General features: G+C 46.8%; 11 protein-coding genes. 4 read left to right on the forward strand and 7 right to left on the reverse strand.

Features of this window, described 5'->3' with window-relative positions:
- Window positions 1-10 precede the first annotated feature (10 nt).
- From LS482_RS15520 to LS482_RS15530, 3 genes are all read right to left on the reverse strand, one after another.
- On the reverse strand, window positions 11-3,529 hold the full coding sequence (locus LS482_RS15520) for a SusC/RagA family TonB-linked outer membrane protein (RefSeq protein WP_233028424.1): 3,519 nt from the start codon (window positions 3,527-3,529) through the stop codon (window positions 11-13).
- A gap of 126 nt (window positions 3,530-3,655) precedes the next feature.
- The gene (locus tag LS482_RS15525; RefSeq protein WP_233028425.1) at window positions 3,656-4,618 is read right to left on the reverse strand and encodes a FecR family protein; all 963 of its coding nucleotides are present in this window, start codon (window positions 4,616-4,618) and stop codon (window positions 3,656-3,658) included.
- 120 nt (window positions 4,619-4,738) lie between these two features.
- A complete protein-coding gene (locus tag LS482_RS15530; RefSeq protein ID WP_233028426.1) occupies window positions 4,739-5,305 on the reverse strand; it encodes an RNA polymerase sigma-70 factor in 567 nt (188 codons plus the stop codon).
- A 144-nt stretch (window positions 5,306-5,449) separates the two neighbouring features.
- Between LS482_RS15530 and LS482_RS15535 the strand changes: the two genes are divergently transcribed.
- Both LS482_RS15535 and trxB read left to right on the forward strand, forming a co-directional pair.
- The gene (locus LS482_RS15535; protein WP_233028427.1) at window positions 5,450-6,511 is read left to right on the forward strand and encodes a WD40/YVTN/BNR-like repeat-containing protein; all 1,062 of its coding nucleotides are present in this window, start codon (window positions 5,450-5,452) and stop codon (window positions 6,509-6,511) included.
- 98 nt (window positions 6,512-6,609) lie between these two features.
- Complete coding sequence (gene trxB / locus LS482_RS15540; protein ID WP_233028428.1) at window positions 6,610-7,578, forward strand: thioredoxin-disulfide reductase; 969 nt, start codon at window positions 6,610-6,612, stop codon at window positions 7,576-7,578.
- 77 nt (window positions 7,579-7,655) lie between these two features.
- Here trxB and LS482_RS15545 read toward each other — a convergent pair whose 3' ends face one another.
- Window positions 7,656-8,543, reverse strand: a complete 888-nt coding sequence (locus LS482_RS15545; RefSeq protein ID WP_233028429.1) for a 3-keto-disaccharide hydrolase — start codon at window positions 8,541-8,543, stop codon at window positions 7,656-7,658.
- Window positions 8,544-8,724: 181 nt separating this feature from the next.
- Here LS482_RS15545 and LS482_RS15550 point away from each other — a divergent pair, with 181 nt between their 5' ends.
- Window positions 8,725-11,844 carry a SusC/RagA family TonB-linked outer membrane protein gene (locus LS482_RS15550; RefSeq protein ID WP_233028430.1) on the forward strand — a complete coding sequence of 1,040 codons (3,120 nt, stop codon included), beginning with the start codon at window positions 8,725-8,727 and terminating at the stop codon, window positions 11,842-11,844.
- A gap of 10 nt (window positions 11,845-11,854) precedes the next feature.
- Window positions 11,855-13,276, forward strand: a complete 1,422-nt coding sequence (locus tag LS482_RS15555; RefSeq protein ID WP_233028431.1) for a SusD/RagB family nutrient-binding outer membrane lipoprotein — start codon at window positions 11,855-11,857, stop codon at window positions 13,274-13,276.
- Here the strand turns inward: LS482_RS15555 and LS482_RS15560 are convergent.
- From LS482_RS15560 to LS482_RS15570, 3 genes are read right to left on the reverse strand one after another with little or no spacing between them, the layout of a single operon-like run.
- Window positions 13,273-14,313, reverse strand: coding sequence for an aminotransferase class I/II-fold pyridoxal phosphate-dependent enzyme (locus LS482_RS15560; protein WP_233028432.1), 1,041 nt, complete (start codon window positions 14,311-14,313; stop codon window positions 13,273-13,275). The two genes, LS482_RS15555 and LS482_RS15560, sit on opposite strands and share 4 nt — an antisense overlap.
- Window positions 14,310-15,323, reverse strand: coding sequence for a dipeptide epimerase (locus tag LS482_RS15565; protein WP_233028433.1), 1,014 nt, complete (start codon window positions 15,321-15,323; stop codon window positions 14,310-14,312). Before LS482_RS15565 ends, LS482_RS15560 begins: the two co-directional genes overlap by 4 nt.
- 40 nt (window positions 15,324-15,363) lie before the next feature.
- A complete protein-coding gene (locus LS482_RS15570) occupies window positions 15,364-16,836 on the reverse strand; it encodes a nucleotidyl transferase family protein (RefSeq protein WP_233028434.1) in 1,473 nt (490 codons plus the stop codon).
- Window positions 16,837-16,939: the final 103 nt, after the last annotated feature.

The following is a 16,939-nucleotide window of genomic DNA, read 5'->3' on the forward strand; positions in this document are numbered from 1 at the left end:
GTACTAAGGGTTAAAATTCAAGAGATAATCCTAACGAATATGTTTTTAAGAACGGATAAGTCTGCGCCCGGGCCCGTTCGTCGGCCGTGGAGGAATCGTTAAAATCGAGGTCGCTGCTTGTGGCTTCGGGGTCGATGTATTCTGTAAGCCCGGAAAAAGTAAACAGGTTTTCCCCGCTGAAATAGAAGCGTACGTTTTTTAACGGGAGTTTCGCAATGAGGTTTTCCGGTAATGTGTATCCCACGGTAAGGTTCTTGAGTCTCAGATAAGAAACATCCTGGAGATAGCGGTCGTTAGCTACCCCGAGCTGCCTGTTGTTCCCCAGGGCGGTATAGCCTACAAGGCGCGGATAGAATCCGTCTGTGTTTTCCGGGGTCCACATATTGTTGGCGAGGTCTTTTCGTATAAAAGAGTCATAAGGGCGATTGTACATGGCCCAGAACGACCTGGAATCGGTGTGCGGGTACCAGTCCTGTTTGGCCACACCCTGGAAAAATACGGACAGGTCAAACCCGTTCCAGTCGGCATTCACCGTAAATGCATAGGGGAATCTGGGGGTAGTGTTACCTATAATGGACCGGTCGCCGGGATCGTTAAGGGTGTTTTCACCTTCGTTGACAACGCCGTCACCATTGACGTCCCTGTATTTTACATCGCCGGGCTGCAATCCTCCCGTGCTGTAAATAAGACTGGAAACATAGCTTTGGTCGGCGTGTTGCGCAATCTCTTCTTCAGATTGGAACAGGCCTTCCGAATGATATCCCCATATTTCCCCGATCTCCATGCCTTCATAATAGTCCAGTAAACTGTTGTTCGGATTGTCAAAACGGGTAATGGTAGTCACGGTATTGGAAACGTTTCCCGTTACTGAAAAGCGGAGCGGTTTGTTTCCGAGCGTAAATGCATCAGAGTATGTCAGAGAAACTTCAAATCCCCGTGTTCTCAGGTCTGCGGCATTTTCCTGTGGTGATCCGGTACCGAGGACTGCCGGTAGTGTTTTTCCTTTGGTGAGCATCCCCAGAGTATTTCGCTGAAACCAGTCAAAACTTCCCGATAAGTGATTGTTAAACAGTGCAAAATCTGTTCCGAGGTTCAGGGTGTTTACTTCTTCCCAGGTTATGTCTGACGGACTTAAGTTAGGAGATGAGATGTATTCTAATCTGCTTCCATCAATAGCATAATTGTTATCTGTATTTTTAGGAAGTGTTGGAATATATAAATAGTTAGGAACATTCTGATTCCCTAATGATCCGTAGGAAGCCCGGAGCTTTAATAAATTAACAGTGTTTTCCGCACCTTTGAAAAAAGGTTCTTTACTGATGACCCATCCGGCGGATACGGAAGGGAAGAAGCCCCAGCGATCGTCTTCCGGGAAACGGGAAGAGCCGTCATACCTGCCGTTGAGTTCCAGCAGATATTTATCCCTGAAATTGTAATTCAGTCGGTAAAAGTATCCGCGAAGCGCCCATTCGTAGCCGTCTCCGCCTGCATCCGGATTTTTGGTTCCGAGCCCCAGGGAATTGAGATCATCCGAAATATTGTCCTGTCTGCTTGCCCAGATGCGTTTCATCCGGTAAAATTCCTGGTTGTAACCTATCATGGCTTTCAGCGTATGCTCTCCGAAGGAATGCGTATAGTCGGTATATGCGTTTATCACATTGTAGGTAGCCTTGTTGGCATATTCCGTAAGTTTATCTTCGCCAAACGTGCCGATTTCCCCGGGGAAAATGGAATACGGAACCTTTACGGATCTTTCCGAACGGTTAAAATTATTTCTTCGTAAGGCATAGCTGAGGTGTACGTTCATCTGTGGCAGTGGTTTTACATTTGCCGTGATGGTATTTGTAAGCTCGTCCTCGTCTGTAATTTGCCGGGCCTTTCCGTATAGCATTGAAGCGTATACGCCATCACCAACCGTGTAGTTGTTGAGTTCTGTTCGCCAGAGCGCTGTTCCGTCCGGATTTGTGGGGTTGTAGGAAGGGAGGGCATGTACCCAGATAAGGCTTCCCCAGGGTTCGCGCCACCCGTACTGGCTGCCGCCGTGTATTACTTCATGGCTGTTGTTGAACTGGATGTTGTTGGAGAGGGTGAACCAGTCGGTAATATCGATGTCAAACTTGCCTCTCAGGTTGTAGGTCCGGTAAGGATCGTCCTGCACTTTGAGGATGCCGACGGTTTCGTAATTCCTGAAGGAAAAGAGCGCCTTGATCTTCTCACTTCCCCCGGAAACGGACAGGTTATAGGTCTGGGAGGGCATGGACTTCCTGAAAAAGGTATTCCACCAATCGGTGTGTCCGTAGTGTACGTATTGTTCCTTTCCGTTCCTCATGTCTACTATGGTCCGTGCCAGGGAGGGATCTTCGGCAACTTTCCTCAATTCTTCGTAGTCGGCTTCCGTATACCCGGTATAGGAGTTTCCGGTGGCCAGGCGGAAAGAGTCATCCACCAGTTTGGCAACGCGATAAGGATCGGTGAGAAAATCGGTCCTTGTCGTCGTGGAAGACCAGGCGACGTTGCTGTTAAAGGATACGTTCATTACTCCTGCACGGGCTTTTTTAGTGGTAACCAGTATAACACCAAATGCTCCTCTTGCACCGTAAACGGCCGATGCCCCTGCATCTTTTAAAACACTGATGGAGGCTACATCGTCGGGGTTTAGCTTGCGAATATCTCCTTCTATCCCGTCTATGAGCACTAATGGAGCGCCCCCGTTTATGGAAGTAAACCCACGGATGTTGATCTTAACCTCATCTCCGGGACGGCCACTGTTTTTTCCGATGTTCAGTCCGGGACTAAGCCCCTGCATTCCTGAACTCAGATTGGCCACCGGACGCTGGGTTACATTTTCGGTATTTACGGTGTTTACGGCACCGGTCAGGGATTCCTTTCGCTGGCTTCCGTAACCTACAACCACTACTTCTTCGAGCCCTGTTACGTCTTCCTGTAAGCGGATTTGTATATTTTGCCGGGCGGTTACTTCAGTTGTTTTATACCCTATATAAGATACCACGAGGATGTCTTCTCCTTCTGCTGCCCGGATGCTGAAATTTCCGTCAAAATCGGTCGCGGTTCCCACGGATGTTCCTTTTATGGTAACGCTGGCCCCGGGTACGGGGATACCGGATTCATCGGTTACAGTGCCCTGAACAGAGGTCTGCCGGAATTTTGAGGCAGTAGGCCCCGATCCCGCTTTTACCGAAATGGTGGTATTGTTAATGTAGTATTTTATACCAAGGTCCCTGGAAAGAAGGTCCAGCAGCTCCTTTACACTGATGTTTCCGTTATGAACACTCAGCTTTTTGTTCATACGGGCTACTTCGTCCGGGTAAATAAAGGTGAAAGGCGTTTGATTTTCAACAATCTTAAAAATTTCCGTAACGGGTACGTTGTGTAATTTCAGGTTTACAAAAGTCTGCTCCGCTTTTTGGGAATAAACCGTGCCTGCGGTAATCCGGCTTACGGTAAAAACCAGCAAAAGTGCCAGGGCATATACAACCGGCTTTTTGAGGCTAAACGAAATACTGTGCATAATTTCGATATCTTTGTTTGGTTAATTAATTTTTTCTCGAATTAGTTTTCTGTTATATCCCGGGGACCGGCGGCCACCGGTACCGGGATTTTGTTTTGTCGGGGAAACGGTAATGTTACATAAGCTTTAGTTTTGAGTGGAACATGGTTTGGCAAATATGTCAATACGGCCATCGGGTTTGACCTTATAGGTAATGTCATAGATGAAACTCAGGCTCTCCAGGATGTCTTTCAGGTTTTTACCGGAATAGGAACCGTTTACGGAACATCCGGTAGGGGATGTGGAAACTATCCGGATGTCGACATCGAACCTTCTGCTCAGGATTGCCGCGACCCCGGTTAAACGGGTGTGGTTAAAGACGATTTCTCCTTCGGTCCAGGAAGTATAGCGGGAAGCTTTGACGGTTTCTTTTACCAGTTTATGCTGAACTGTATCCAGGGTTACTCTTTCGTTTCGGGTGAGGTATACAGAGGTTTCATTATCCGCGGTAACTTTTACTTTTCCCGAAGCTACGGTAACGGATGGAGGGGCTTCCTGATAATTATTGACAACAAAGCGGGTGCCCAGCACTTCTGTTTTAAAAGGGCCGGAGCGTACCACAAATGGGCTTTTTTCGTTTTTCATGACTTTAAAGTAGGCTTCTCCCTCCAGTTTTACTTCCCTTAGCTCGTTTTGAAAAGTTTCGGGGAAAAAGAGTTTGCTGCCCGAATTGAGATATACAACAGAAGAATCACTCAACATTACCTTTAGCTGTTCTCCTTTTTCTGCGATCCGCGTGATATGATTATTATTTCTTTTCAGGTAAAATACTGAGGCTGCAGATAGTATTAGGAATATCACGATCGCGGCAGCTATTCCGGGGATGGAAAAATTTCGTCTTTTTCTCTTCGGAGAAGTGTTATCCTGTGTCTTTTCCAGTATCTTTTTACGAAGCTTGTTTTGTAAGGCAATATTGTTCTTTATTTCCCCGGATGAGATTCCCTCTTCCTGCATCAGGCTAAAAAAATCTTCCACTTTTTGCTTTTCTGCGGGAGTGCACGTATCGTTTATGTATTTCTCCAGCAGGTTCCTGAATTTTTTTTCCGTCATAAGTATTTTATGTGCTTTAATAGTTTAGTGCCGGAAAACAGGAAGCCACCTATATAAAATCGTATACTTAATGTTTTGGTAAACTTGGTAACGCGCCGATAACATTAAAAAGAAGAAACGTTAGCAGAGAAAGGTAAGCAGTGTCAGTACGATTATGATATCCAGATGATAAGTTGTGGAAGCCCGGAGTAATTGCAGCGCCTTATGGATGTGATTTTCCACGGTGCTCACGGAAATATTCAGTTTGCCTGCTATTTCCTTATTGCTCATGTTGTTGTAATAACTCATGATAAAAACTTCCCGGCATCGTTGTGGCAGTTTCTCAGCCACTGCAATGTTAATTTGTGTCATCAATCTATGAGAAGGATTCTCCTCGGCAGGAGGTTCTTCGTGGTTAGCCAGGATAAAATCCACTTTTTCCAGTTGTACTTTTTCCAGGCTTCCGGTTTTTAGTTTTTTGGCACATTGATATTTTACGGCTTTGTAGAGATAGGCCCCCGGATTGTTTATATGAGAAGTACGCGAACGTTTCCACAGGTCGATGAAGATGTCCTGTACGATATCTTCTGCCGCAGAGCTGTTACGCATGATGTTACGGGCATATGTGTAAAGCTCGTACCAGTATTGGTTAAAAAGCAGATCGAAATCTTCAGGACCGGTACGGACTGTTTCTTTTTCTTTACACATAAGTTCGAGGCAGGATTTCAGCAAAAGTAGAAAGGGAATAGACTGATCGCATTAAATTAGGGTAAAATTTATGCTACCATATTTACATTGGGAAAGAAAACTATCTTTGTGATTAATCTGTGATCTCATTAAGCCTTTTGTCCTATGAACAGAATATACCTTATAACCGTACTCATCCTTTGTATTTCCTGTACATCAGAGAAAAAATATACACCGAGAGACATAACCGGGGTTTCGGTAACTCCCCTTATGGAAGATTCCATGAGTGTCCGTGCCATAGAAATCATGCCTTCCGGTACCTTGTGGTTTGCCGATGACCGGGGACGCTACGGTTATTTTCGTTACGGAGGCCAGATGGTTATCGATTCTGTTACTTACGACACCATAGTTCCGCATTTCAGGGCTATTGCTTCTAACGGCAGGGACGTATTCATGCTGGGTATAGGAAACCCTGCGCTGTTATATAAGGTGAATGAAAAAGACGAGCCGGAACTGGTGTACCGGGAGCATCACGAAAAGGTTTTTTACGACGCCATGACATTCTGGAACGAAAGGGAAGGAATAGCCATGGGAGACCCTACGAGCGACTGTCTTTCGGTGCTGATAACACGAAACGGAGGAAATACCTGGTCAAAAGTACCCTGTGAAAAGTTACCTCCCGTTAAGGAAGGGGAAGCAGCCTTTGCGGCAAGCAATACCAATATTGCCGTTTCGGGCAACAGGACCTGGATCGTTTCCGGCGGATTGCGCAGCCGGGTTTTTTATTCTCCCGATAAGGGAAATACCTGGGAGGTCTATGACACTCCCGTAGTGCAGGGCGAACCCACACTGGGACTTTACTCGGTCGATTTTTACGACAGACACCACGGTATTGCCATAGGCGGGGATTATACCCGGCCTTCAGACAACACGGCAAACAAGGTAGTAACGACCGATGGCGGAAAACATTGGAAGCTGGTGGCCGGCAAAAAGCCGCCCGGTTACCGTTCATGCATACAATATATTCCCGGAACTCAGGGCAAGGAAGTGATTGCTGCCGGTTTCGAAGGAATATCGTTTTCACGTAACGGCGGCCGAAGCTGGAAGCCGGTTTCGAAAGAAGGGTTTTATACCATCCGGTTCCTTAACGATTCCGTTGCCTTCGCTGCGGGTAAGGGAAGGATTGCCAGGCTGACCCTGAAACAAAACAAGGTTATTGCACCATAGTCCGGGGTGATGGTTCCATAACAACTTTTGATAACTTTTTATATTCAATTCCTATTAATTATCCTACTTTTGTTAAGCAAATAAAACAGGAGTTAATCATGTCAGATACAGTAGAAAGAATCAAATGCCTTATCATAGGGTCCGGACCTGCCGGTTATACGGCGGCTATCTACGCAGCACGTGCAGACCTGAAACCCGTATTGTATACGGGGCTGGAACCCGGAGGACAGCTCACTACCACGACAGATGTGGATAACTTTCCGGGATATCCCGAAGGGATTGACGGACCTACCATGATGGTGCAGTTACAGCAACAGGCCGAGCGCTTCGGAACCGAAGTGAGAATAGGAATGGCCACTGCCGTGGAACTCAGTGATGAAAAAGGAGGTATCCACAAGGTAACCATCGATAATTCCAAACAGATAGAAGCAGAAGCCGTGATCATTTCCACAGGTGCCTCAGCCAAATATCTCGGTTTGCCCAGTGAGCAGCGTTTACGCGGAGGCGGGGTATCTGCCTGTGCAGTGTGCGACGGCTTTTTCTATAAGGGACAGGACGTGGCCATTGTAGGGGGCGGGGATACTGCTGCCGAAGAAGCCACTTACCTGGCCAATATATGTACGAAAGTGACCATGCTGGTACGAAAAGGGGAAATGAGAGCCTCCAAGGCCATGCAGCACCGGGTGGAAAACACCTCCAACCTGGAAGTAAGGTATTTCAGCGAAGTAGATGAAGTACTGGGCGATCAGGTGGTGGAAGGCCTTCGTATTGTGAATAACCAGACAGGAGAAAAAGAGGAAATAAAAATAACGGGACTGTTTATAGCCATAGGGCATAAACCGAATACCGATATTTTTAAAGGCCAGCTGGAAATGGATGAAACCGGGTATATCATTACCCGTGGAAAATCCACCAAGACCAGCAAGCCGGGTGTTTTTGCCAGCGGGGACGTTCAGGACAAGGAATACAGGCAGGCCGTAACAGCAGCCGGAACAGGCTGTATGGCAGCCCTGGATGCCGAAAGGTACCTGGCCGCCGTAAAATCGCCCGAAGAAGTGGAAAGCTGATAGCGAAGTACGAAATTAGAAATACGAGGTACGAAGTTGAAGTTATTCAGTTTCGTACCTCTTCGTTTTTCTGACCTTTAATTTTGTTTTTCCAACTTCTGATCCCGTACTTTCTTCAAAACTTCCTCCAATTTATTTTTATTGTTCATATAGGGTTCCAGGTCCAGGAGATCCACTTTGCGGAACTCGATGGGATGGCTCTCGCTCTGGAGCGAGATATACCCTTCTTTAAGTAGTATCCCGTCTTTTTTAACACCGGCATCAAAATCGGAGACCGAACCGCCGCCGATCTGAGGCTTGTAATACGTAAGAACCGTATCCTTTTCCACAATATGATGAATAACGGAATCGCCCAGTACCAGCATGTCCATATGCACCCACTGGTCACCGTGATAGGTTTTTGAGCTGGAGTTCAGGCAATGATCTGTGTACAGGCTGTCCCCGAGGACAACATTGGTCCCGGGCGTACACAGATTGCCCGTAGGGCGGGGATCAGACCCGTTACCGCCCAGTATCTGTGCCTCGATGGATATGGGAAAGTCCTGATCTTTGAGCATACTCTCCGGAGCCTGTCCGTGCAGCATGGCCCCGCTGTTGCGCCAGGCCCAGCCTTCGCCGCCCGGGGCCTGCTCGCCCGTAAAACGGTATTCCAGTCTTAGAATATATGCGGAAAAAGGCTTTTTATAAAAAATATGACCGTATTGCCGGTCGAAATTTTCATACCCGTCATAACTTACTTTCATCAGCCCGTCTTCCACCCGGAAAGTATTGGCATAATTATCACCCACTTCGTGTTTGGAAATTTTTACGGTCCAGTCGTTCAGGTCTTTTCCGTTAAAAAGAGGGATCCATTCGGGAGCCTTTTCAGTCTTGGTCAATGGCTCGGCTTTGTTTTTGTCTTTGGTCTTTGTTTGGCAGGAAATGATAAACGCTCCCAGGCAGAGGACATAAAAGAGTTGCTTCATGGTATCTGTAGATTTTTTAAATAAGTGATAAACTTACACAAAAAATATATTTCTTTCAATATTTTGAGCTTTGGATACGGTATGAGTTAAAATTAAATGTCAGTATGTTATGATAAAGTTAATTTAATGTAATATTGTTATATTTGGTTATTGCTAAATAATAACAAAACTGAACTAACACATGAAAAAACTACTGCTGACCACGCTTATGGCGTGTACTTTTTTTTGTATTGCAGGTTATGCCCAAATAACGGGGACCATAACAGATGTACAGAATACGCCCCTCCCGGGTGTGAGCATCGTAATAATGGGCTCGACCACAGGGACAACCTCCGATTTTGACGGGCATTATACCATTAATGCCTCTGAAGGTGATGTCTTGCAATTCTCCTATATTGGCATGATCACTGTAACACGAACCGTAGGGGATACCGACGTCATCGACATTGTCATGGAAGAAGACACCCAGGCCCTGGATGAGGTAGTGGTTACGGCCCTCGGGATAGAGCGGGAGAAAAAGGCGCTGGGATATGCCTCCCAGCAACTGAATTCCGAACAACTGCTGGATGTCCCGGAATCGAATGTAGTGAGTGCCATGAGCGGTAAAATTGCGGGGGCGCAGATATCCACACAGGGCGGTGCCCCCGGACAGGGAGCGAGGATCATCCTGAGAGGGGTGAATTCACTGGACCCGGATGCGGAAAACCAGCCTTTGTTTGTCATTGACGGGATTCCCATCAGCAATGATTCTTACACCGTAGGAGGCGGAGGAAGCAGGGGAATGACAAACAGGGCCGCGGATATCAATATGGAAGATGTGGAAAATATCTCCGTCCTGAAAGGGGGTGCCGCTACTGCACTATACGGTGTAAGGGGTGCCAACGGGGTAGTTGTTATCACGACCCGGAAAGGAAAAGCAGGGCAGACGGAATTCAATATTTCCGCTTCCACCTCTTTTGATGAAGTCAATAAATTTCCGAAAACCCAGAAAACATATACCCAGGGATGGAAAGGGGAGTATGACCCTAACAGTTTCTGGCCTACCTGGGGAGCGAGTGTCGAAGAAGCCAGGAGCATTGACCCGTCCCACCCGGATCTGTTTAACAATTACAAAAATGCGTATAAAAACGGGTATTCCACCAATATTCACTTCAGTGCTTCCGGCGGTTCGGAAAAATCGACCTTTTACGCGGCACTTTCCAAATTTGACCAGGAAGGGGTGATCCCTTTTTCCGATTACGGAAAGATATCGGCCAAACTCTCCGGCAATCTGCAGCTTTCAGATAAGATAAAAATAACCGGTTCGGCCAATTTTATCAATTCCGGAGGTGCACGGGTCGATGTTGACAGGTTTAATACGAGATTGATCTATTGGGCTCCGCGGGTCGATGTAAACGATTATGAGTTTGAAAACGGAACGATGAAGGGGTACCGGAACGAAGGAAGAGTAGGAAATAACCCCATTTACGGTAATAAAACCAACAGGTTTGTGGACGATGTGAACCGTTTGATCGGTAACCTGGGCTTTAACTATACGCCGATAGAAGGATTGGATATAAGTTACAGGTTCGGGATAGACTATTATAACGATAGCCGTACGGCTACGGCGCCTGCCCCGAGAGACGATGTGGCAGATGAAAACATTTATGAAAACAATGAGCTGGGCTATATTGAAGAGACGAGGATTATCAGTGAGGACCTTACTTCCAACCTGATGGCTTCCTATATCAAAGACCTGAGTGAGGATTTTACGCTTACCGTACGGGCCGGATGGGACGTTTTTCAACGCCAGTATGATCGCGTAAATACCAGGGGTGAGGAATTGGATGTGTGGAACTTTTTTCACCTGAGTAATGCTTCAAATATTACGACTTCACAATATATTTCAAAATACAGGCTCATAGGTATTTATGGAGAAGTAGGACTTTCTTATAAGGATTTTCTCTACCTTACTTTTACCGACCGGAACGACTGGGCCTCTACATTGCCTGAGGGAAACAGGTCGTTTAATTATCCTTCCGTAAGTACGAGTTATATCTTTACCGAGAATCTGAACGCACCGCATTGGTTGAACTACGGTAAAATAAGAGCTTCCTGGGCGCAGATAGGTAAGGACCCCCAGACAGCCTACCTTACTTCGGATGTATATGAGTCCGACGATGATGATTTCCCCATTGATGAAGTAACAGGGTGGACACGCCCGGAAAACAAGGCAGACCCGGGTTTGCGATCGGAAATAACCACCGAAATAGAATTTGGTACCGAACTTCGGTTTTTGGATAACAGGTTAAGCCTGGATGTGTCCTGGTATAAATCGAATGCCAAAGACCAGATTATAGGTATTCCGTTGTCATATACTACGGGGTATAAAGGGTATACGACCAATGCCGGAGAAATTGAAAATACGGGCTGGGAGATCATGCTGAACGCCACCCCGGTGCAAAGCACGGACTTTTCATGGAATGTCGGGGTGAATTTCTCCAGTAACAGCAATAAGATCGTAGCCCTGAAAGAAGGTATAGAAAGCGTTTTTCTGGACAGTGAATTCGGTTATGCAGGGAGTTCGGCTTCACAGGTACTCTATGCCGGATTGGCTTATGGTAACATTCTCGGTACCAGTTATGCCAGATATTATCGAGATCCGGAAGGTCAGGAAATCATAATAACAAGAGATAAAGACCTTCCTATACTCATAGGAGAAGATGGTTTCCCCGTCATAGATAGGGAGCAGAAAGTCCTGGGCAATTCTACACCGGACTGGATGATGAACATCAGGAACCAGGTGAATTACAGGAATTTTTCCCTGGCATTTAATTTTGATTTCAGGCAGGGATTCGAAAAGTTCAATAACATGGGGAATTTCCTCTCTGCTTTCGGGATAGCGGATTATACGGCAAACAGGGACCAGATGATAGTTTTTGAGGGGGTGACTGCCGACGGTTCGCCGAATACCAAGGAAGTATATCTCGGACAGGGAGTAGGTCCCGACGGAGAAGATTACGGGGACGGATTTTACAGGAATGTTCACAGGGCAGTTACAGAGAACTTTGTGGAAGATGCCTCCTGGGTGAGGTTGAAAAACGTTACGCTGACCTACAGATTTCCGGAAACACTTCTTGAGAAACTGAGCATTACGAGAGCAAGTATATCGTTTTCAGGAACCAATCTCTGGCTAAGTACCGATTATAGCGGGTTTGACCCCGAAACTTCTGCAAGGATAGGGAATGCCGACGGTTTTTCCGGTCTGGGTGCCTTTCCGGGACTCAGATCTTATGCCGCTACGTTACGTTTAACCTTTTAATGAGAAAACCATGAAATTGAAATTTATATATATAGTATTATCTGCATTGTCTTTATCGGTCATTGCCTGTGACGACTATCTGGATATTAACGAAAATCCTAACGGGGCACAAGTCCCTCCGCTGAAAGGATTACTGGCTTATACGACCTACCAGACCGCTGTGAATACATACAGGCTGGGGAATACTACTTCATACTATACCCAATATCTGGCATCGCCGAATGAAGCCAGTGCTACCGATATACAGGAAAGGATAAATACCGACAATGCCTGGGAAAACATTTATGAAGTGATGTCCGATACATACGATATAGAAACACTTGCTGCCGAATCCAACTCGCCTCATTACATCGGAGTGTCCAAGGTGCTAATGGCAGCAAATCTCGGAATGAGTGTCGATGTATGGGGAGACGTACCCTATACGGAAGCTTTTACTTTTGAAACACTGACCCCTGCCTATGACGATGATGAAGTGCTGTATTCCACGATACTTACTTTGCTCGATGAAGCCATAACCGAATTCGGAAAAACCAATGAAGGAGCAGAACTCGATACGGATAGTGACTTTATTCACGGGGGAGACATAGCGGCCTGGGCAAAGACGGCCTATGCCTTAAAAGCGCGGTACCTCAATCATCTTTCGGGGACGGATGGTTATGATCCTTCGGCCGTATTGGATGCCCTGGACAATGCTTATGAAAGTAATGCCGATGATGCACAGGTCACACAGTTTCAGACCAGGAATCCCTGGGCACAGGTTGCCCTGAATAATGAAAACCTTGTTTTGGGAGGATGGCTTTCCGAGCAGCTTATAGATGCCATGAACGGTACTACTTTTGGTGTTTTTGACCCCCGGCTGCCGTTAATTACAGAATCGTTTTCCGAGGATAACGTAGACATATACAGGGGTACTGTGAACGGAGCAGGCAGAATAGGCGACGGAACTGTGCAGGCGGAATGTTACCTGACCACCACGGGCTTTTATTCCTCAACCGAATCTCCATTAATAGTGATATCTTATTCCGAGTTAAAGTTCATAGAAGCCGAGGCAAGCCTTCGTGAAGGTAATGCCGCAGAAGCTTATGATGCCTATCTGGAAGGTATCCGGGCGAACATGAGTAAACTGGGAGTTGCTTCTGATGATATAACAGCCTATACTGAAGATGAAACCGTGGCCGTGGGTACGGCAATAACCCTGGACGATATTTTCAGGGAAAAATATGTTGCCATGTTCCTGCATCCCGAGTCATGGGTCGATGCCCGGAGGTTTGATTACGGCTACAAGGATTTCACCCTTCCGGAAAATCACAATTCGCTGCTGGACGGCCGGTTCATCCGGGGATTCGATTATCCCGATACGGAATATTTGAGAAACCGGAACAATGTTCCCGAAGTGGATCTGCTGACCGGGATATGGTGGGATAATAATTAATAATTCCGGAGCGTGTCACACAAATCCGCAATGTCGTCCCCGGTATGGTAAGCAGATATTACAATGCGCTGTACCGGGGGAGACTGCGCATCCGGATACGGAAATGACGTGGTAATAAATCCCTTATCCAGCAGGTAGCGGGTAAGGGATTCATCGTTATAGCCGTATGCAGGGTGCCCCTTTATACGGTTAAAAACATTAATATATGATATGCCCTTGTCAAAAGCAGAGAGGTTGTTGCTCAACCTGTCCCTTTGCCTGTCATAGAGGTGCAGGGCTTGTTCGAAAGTAGCGAGCATGGCCGGCGACGCAGGACTTGCGCCGGCAAAAATATCGTGCTTCCATAACCGGCGGATCATTGCATCTGAGGCGAAAACAGCACCCGCCTGTATGCCAAATCCCTTGCTCATGGAACCGCACACAAGCAATTCTCTGAACGGAATTCCCCGCAGTTTTTTGTGTATGCCTGCTCCTTCAGCTCCCATAATGCCCAGGCCATGAGAATCGTCGGCGATAAATACGGTCCTGTCTGCGGGAAGCTCTTCATACCAGTTGTGTTCATAGAGGTTTTGTTCCGGGGTAACGGAGTCACACAACACTACCGGGGTTTTGTCCGGGTGCCGGGCTGCAAAGTTACGGACATCCTCCACGAGTTTGTCGTATGAAGCATATTGTTTTCCCCGGGGATGTGTCAATGCCGGGTGTGTGTTCGGGGCGTGAAAAAAGGTACAGGATGCTTCTGGAAAGGATCGCAATACAAGCTGACCGGCCAGGAAGCCGGAAGATACGGACAGGGCGGCCTCGCTTCCTACAAGATCGGCCATGGCCGTTTCTGCCTTTTCGTAGATGGTGAGGCGTACGTTGGCTTTTCTCGAAGCTGCATACCCCGTGCCGTATTGCTGTATGTTGTTTATGAGGATGTTTCTGAATTCGGGTAATGTTGCCAGCCCCAGGTAGGCCGTGCCCCCGAAATAGCGATAGGTTTTGCCGTTACTGCTTACGGTACGGCTGGGAAAATAATCGGTATGATATATCATGCTGTAAGCGCTACTCCCGACCCGGGCTGTTTCGGGAAGATTACTTTTCCGTTATCTTCGATCGTAACCCCGGTAGCGATATCGTTTTTCAAAAGCATGGCCCCGTCCATATCCACATAATCAAGTTGAGGCAGTAGCTGGGCGATCGCGGAAATTCCCACGGTAGATTCTGTCATACAGCCTACCATGACTTTCAGTCCCATTGATTTTGCTTTTTCGATCATCCTCAGGGCAGGAGTGAGGCCACCGCATTTGGTGAGTTTTATGTTGATGCCGTGAAAGTGGTTGTTGCATTTTTCCACATCGCTTTCCACAATACAGCTTTCGTCTGCAATAACGGGGAGGGCACTTTTGGCCATCACCTTTTTCATGCCATCCCAGTTATCGGCTTTCAGGGGTTGTTCTATAAACTCTACGCCCAGTTCTTTTAGCCGGTACGAATTCTCAATGGTCTCTTCCGGGGTCCAGGCACAGTTGGCATCGACCCGGAAAGTAGCATCCGTATGTTCCCGGAGGGCTTTTACAATAGCCACATCGTGATTTGTTCCGAGTTTTATTTTGTACAACGGCCAGGGCTTTTCTTCCATTTTTTCCACCATCTTTTCAATGGTGGCAATCCCGATGGTGTAGTTGGTCATAGGATATTTTTCCGCAGTATAGCCCCATATACGGTAAAGCGGTTGCCCCAGGAGTTTGCCGTAAAGGTCGTGAGCCGCCAGGTCCAGGGCACAGATGGAAAAATTGGTAAGTCCCTGCTTTGTAAGGAATTTGTGAAAAGCCTCCGGACCGGTAAATTCCAGTTCTGCAATGCGGTTTTCTATGGTGCCTATCTCTTCCGTCATGGAAGCCGTGGAAATGTTGTAATAGGGGTTGGATGTAGCCTCTCCGTATCCCGTTTTACCGTTGAGGGAAAGACAGGCAATAAGCGTATCCTGGAAATCATGGGATTCCCTGGAAATGCTGAAGGTATGTTTCAGTTCCAACCGGTATTTCTTGAGTTGTATTTCCATAATGTGAAAAGGCGCGGGCCAATAAGTACGAAGTTAAAAATTACGGTTTACTTTCTTCTACTTCGTATGCTTCGTTTTTATTCGGAACATAGCCAAACAGCTTTTTTTCCTTGATGAGATCGGCCACACCTTCGGGAAGCATGTCTTCCCATCCCTCCTGGTTGCCGGCGATCATTTGCAGTACTTCCCTGGAATAGATGTCCAGCGTATTGCGGTCGAAATCGGTAATGTCCACTACCTTTCCGTTGAATTTAAAGAACTTGTACAGTTCCTTCATTCTCGGGTGTACCTTGAGGTTGTCGCTGGTCATGATCTCTCCGCTCTCCTGGTCTTTCATGGGATAGAGGTATACCCGCAAATCCTTGAAAAAGAGTTTGCCGAAGGCTTCGAGTATACCGCCGCTGAGGTGACGATAATATTTTTCATCAAAGACATCCACCAGATTGCTGACCCCCATGGAAAGTCCCATCCTGCACTTGGTATACCGCGAGAAATATTCTACCAGTTTATAGTATTCCTGGAAGTTGGATATCATTACGGTCTGCCCCAGGGAACAGAGGAGTTCCGCCCTGTCCATAAAATCCTGTTCGTCTATTTTTCCTTCTGCCCTAAGGTTAGACAGTGTAATTTCGAAGATGACTTCCGTCTTTTTGGGATCGACCTTTTTTTCTTTCTTGAACATTTCATAGGCCCGCTTGTACATGGTCATGTTCACCTTGGTCACCGGACGGAAACTTCCGCGGAGCCCCAGGATGTTCTTTTTGTAAAGCAGCGCGGCAGGCAGGATATTATTGCCGTCCGGACCGAACATCACGGCCTCTGTCATCCCGTTTTTTACCAGTTGCAGGCTCATTAACCTGTTGTCGACCTGGAGGAACCTGGGCCCCGAAAAATTGATCATGTCTATTTCCAGGGTGTCCTGGTCGATGTTGTCGTAAAGGTATTTCAGCAGTTTTCTGGGCTTGTCGTGCTTATAGAAAGCGCCGTAAATGAGGTTAACGCCCAATACGCCCAGGGTTTCCTGTTGCAGGCGGGCATCGGTCTGGTGAAACCTTATGTGAAGGATGATCTCGTTGTAGTTTTCTTTGGGATCTGCCTGGAAACGGATGCCTACCCAGCCGTGGCCTTTATATTTTTTTGTGAAATCAATGGTAGCTACCGTATTGGCATAGGTAAAAAAGAGTTTATTGGGGTGTTTTTTCCGGGAGATACGCTCTTCCACCAATCGGGTTTCGTGGTCCAGCATTTTCTTTAAACGCGACTGGGTAACATAACGGCCGTCTTCTTCGAGACCGTAAATGGCATCGCTGAAATCCTTATCATAAGCGCTCATGGCTTTTGCTATGGTGCCGGAAGCACCTCCCGCCCGGAAGAAATTCCGTACGGTTTCCTGGCCTGCCCCGATCTCTGCGAATGTCCCGTAAATGTCTTCGTTCAGATTGATTCTCAGTGTCTTCGATTTGGTGGAAGGAATGTTTTCGATCTGTTTGTCGCCCTTTAAAACAATTGTCATGTGGTGTGCGTTTTATTTAGAACAAAGTTAAAAATAATCGTTAATTTTCCGGGTAAATAAATTATAAATTTCCGGCGTTTAAATTACGGGATCTGTACATAAA

This window comes from Sinomicrobium kalidii (assembly GCF_021183825.1).
GTDB lineage: Bacteria > Bacteroidota > Bacteroidia > Flavobacteriales > Flavobacteriaceae > Sinomicrobium > Sinomicrobium kalidii.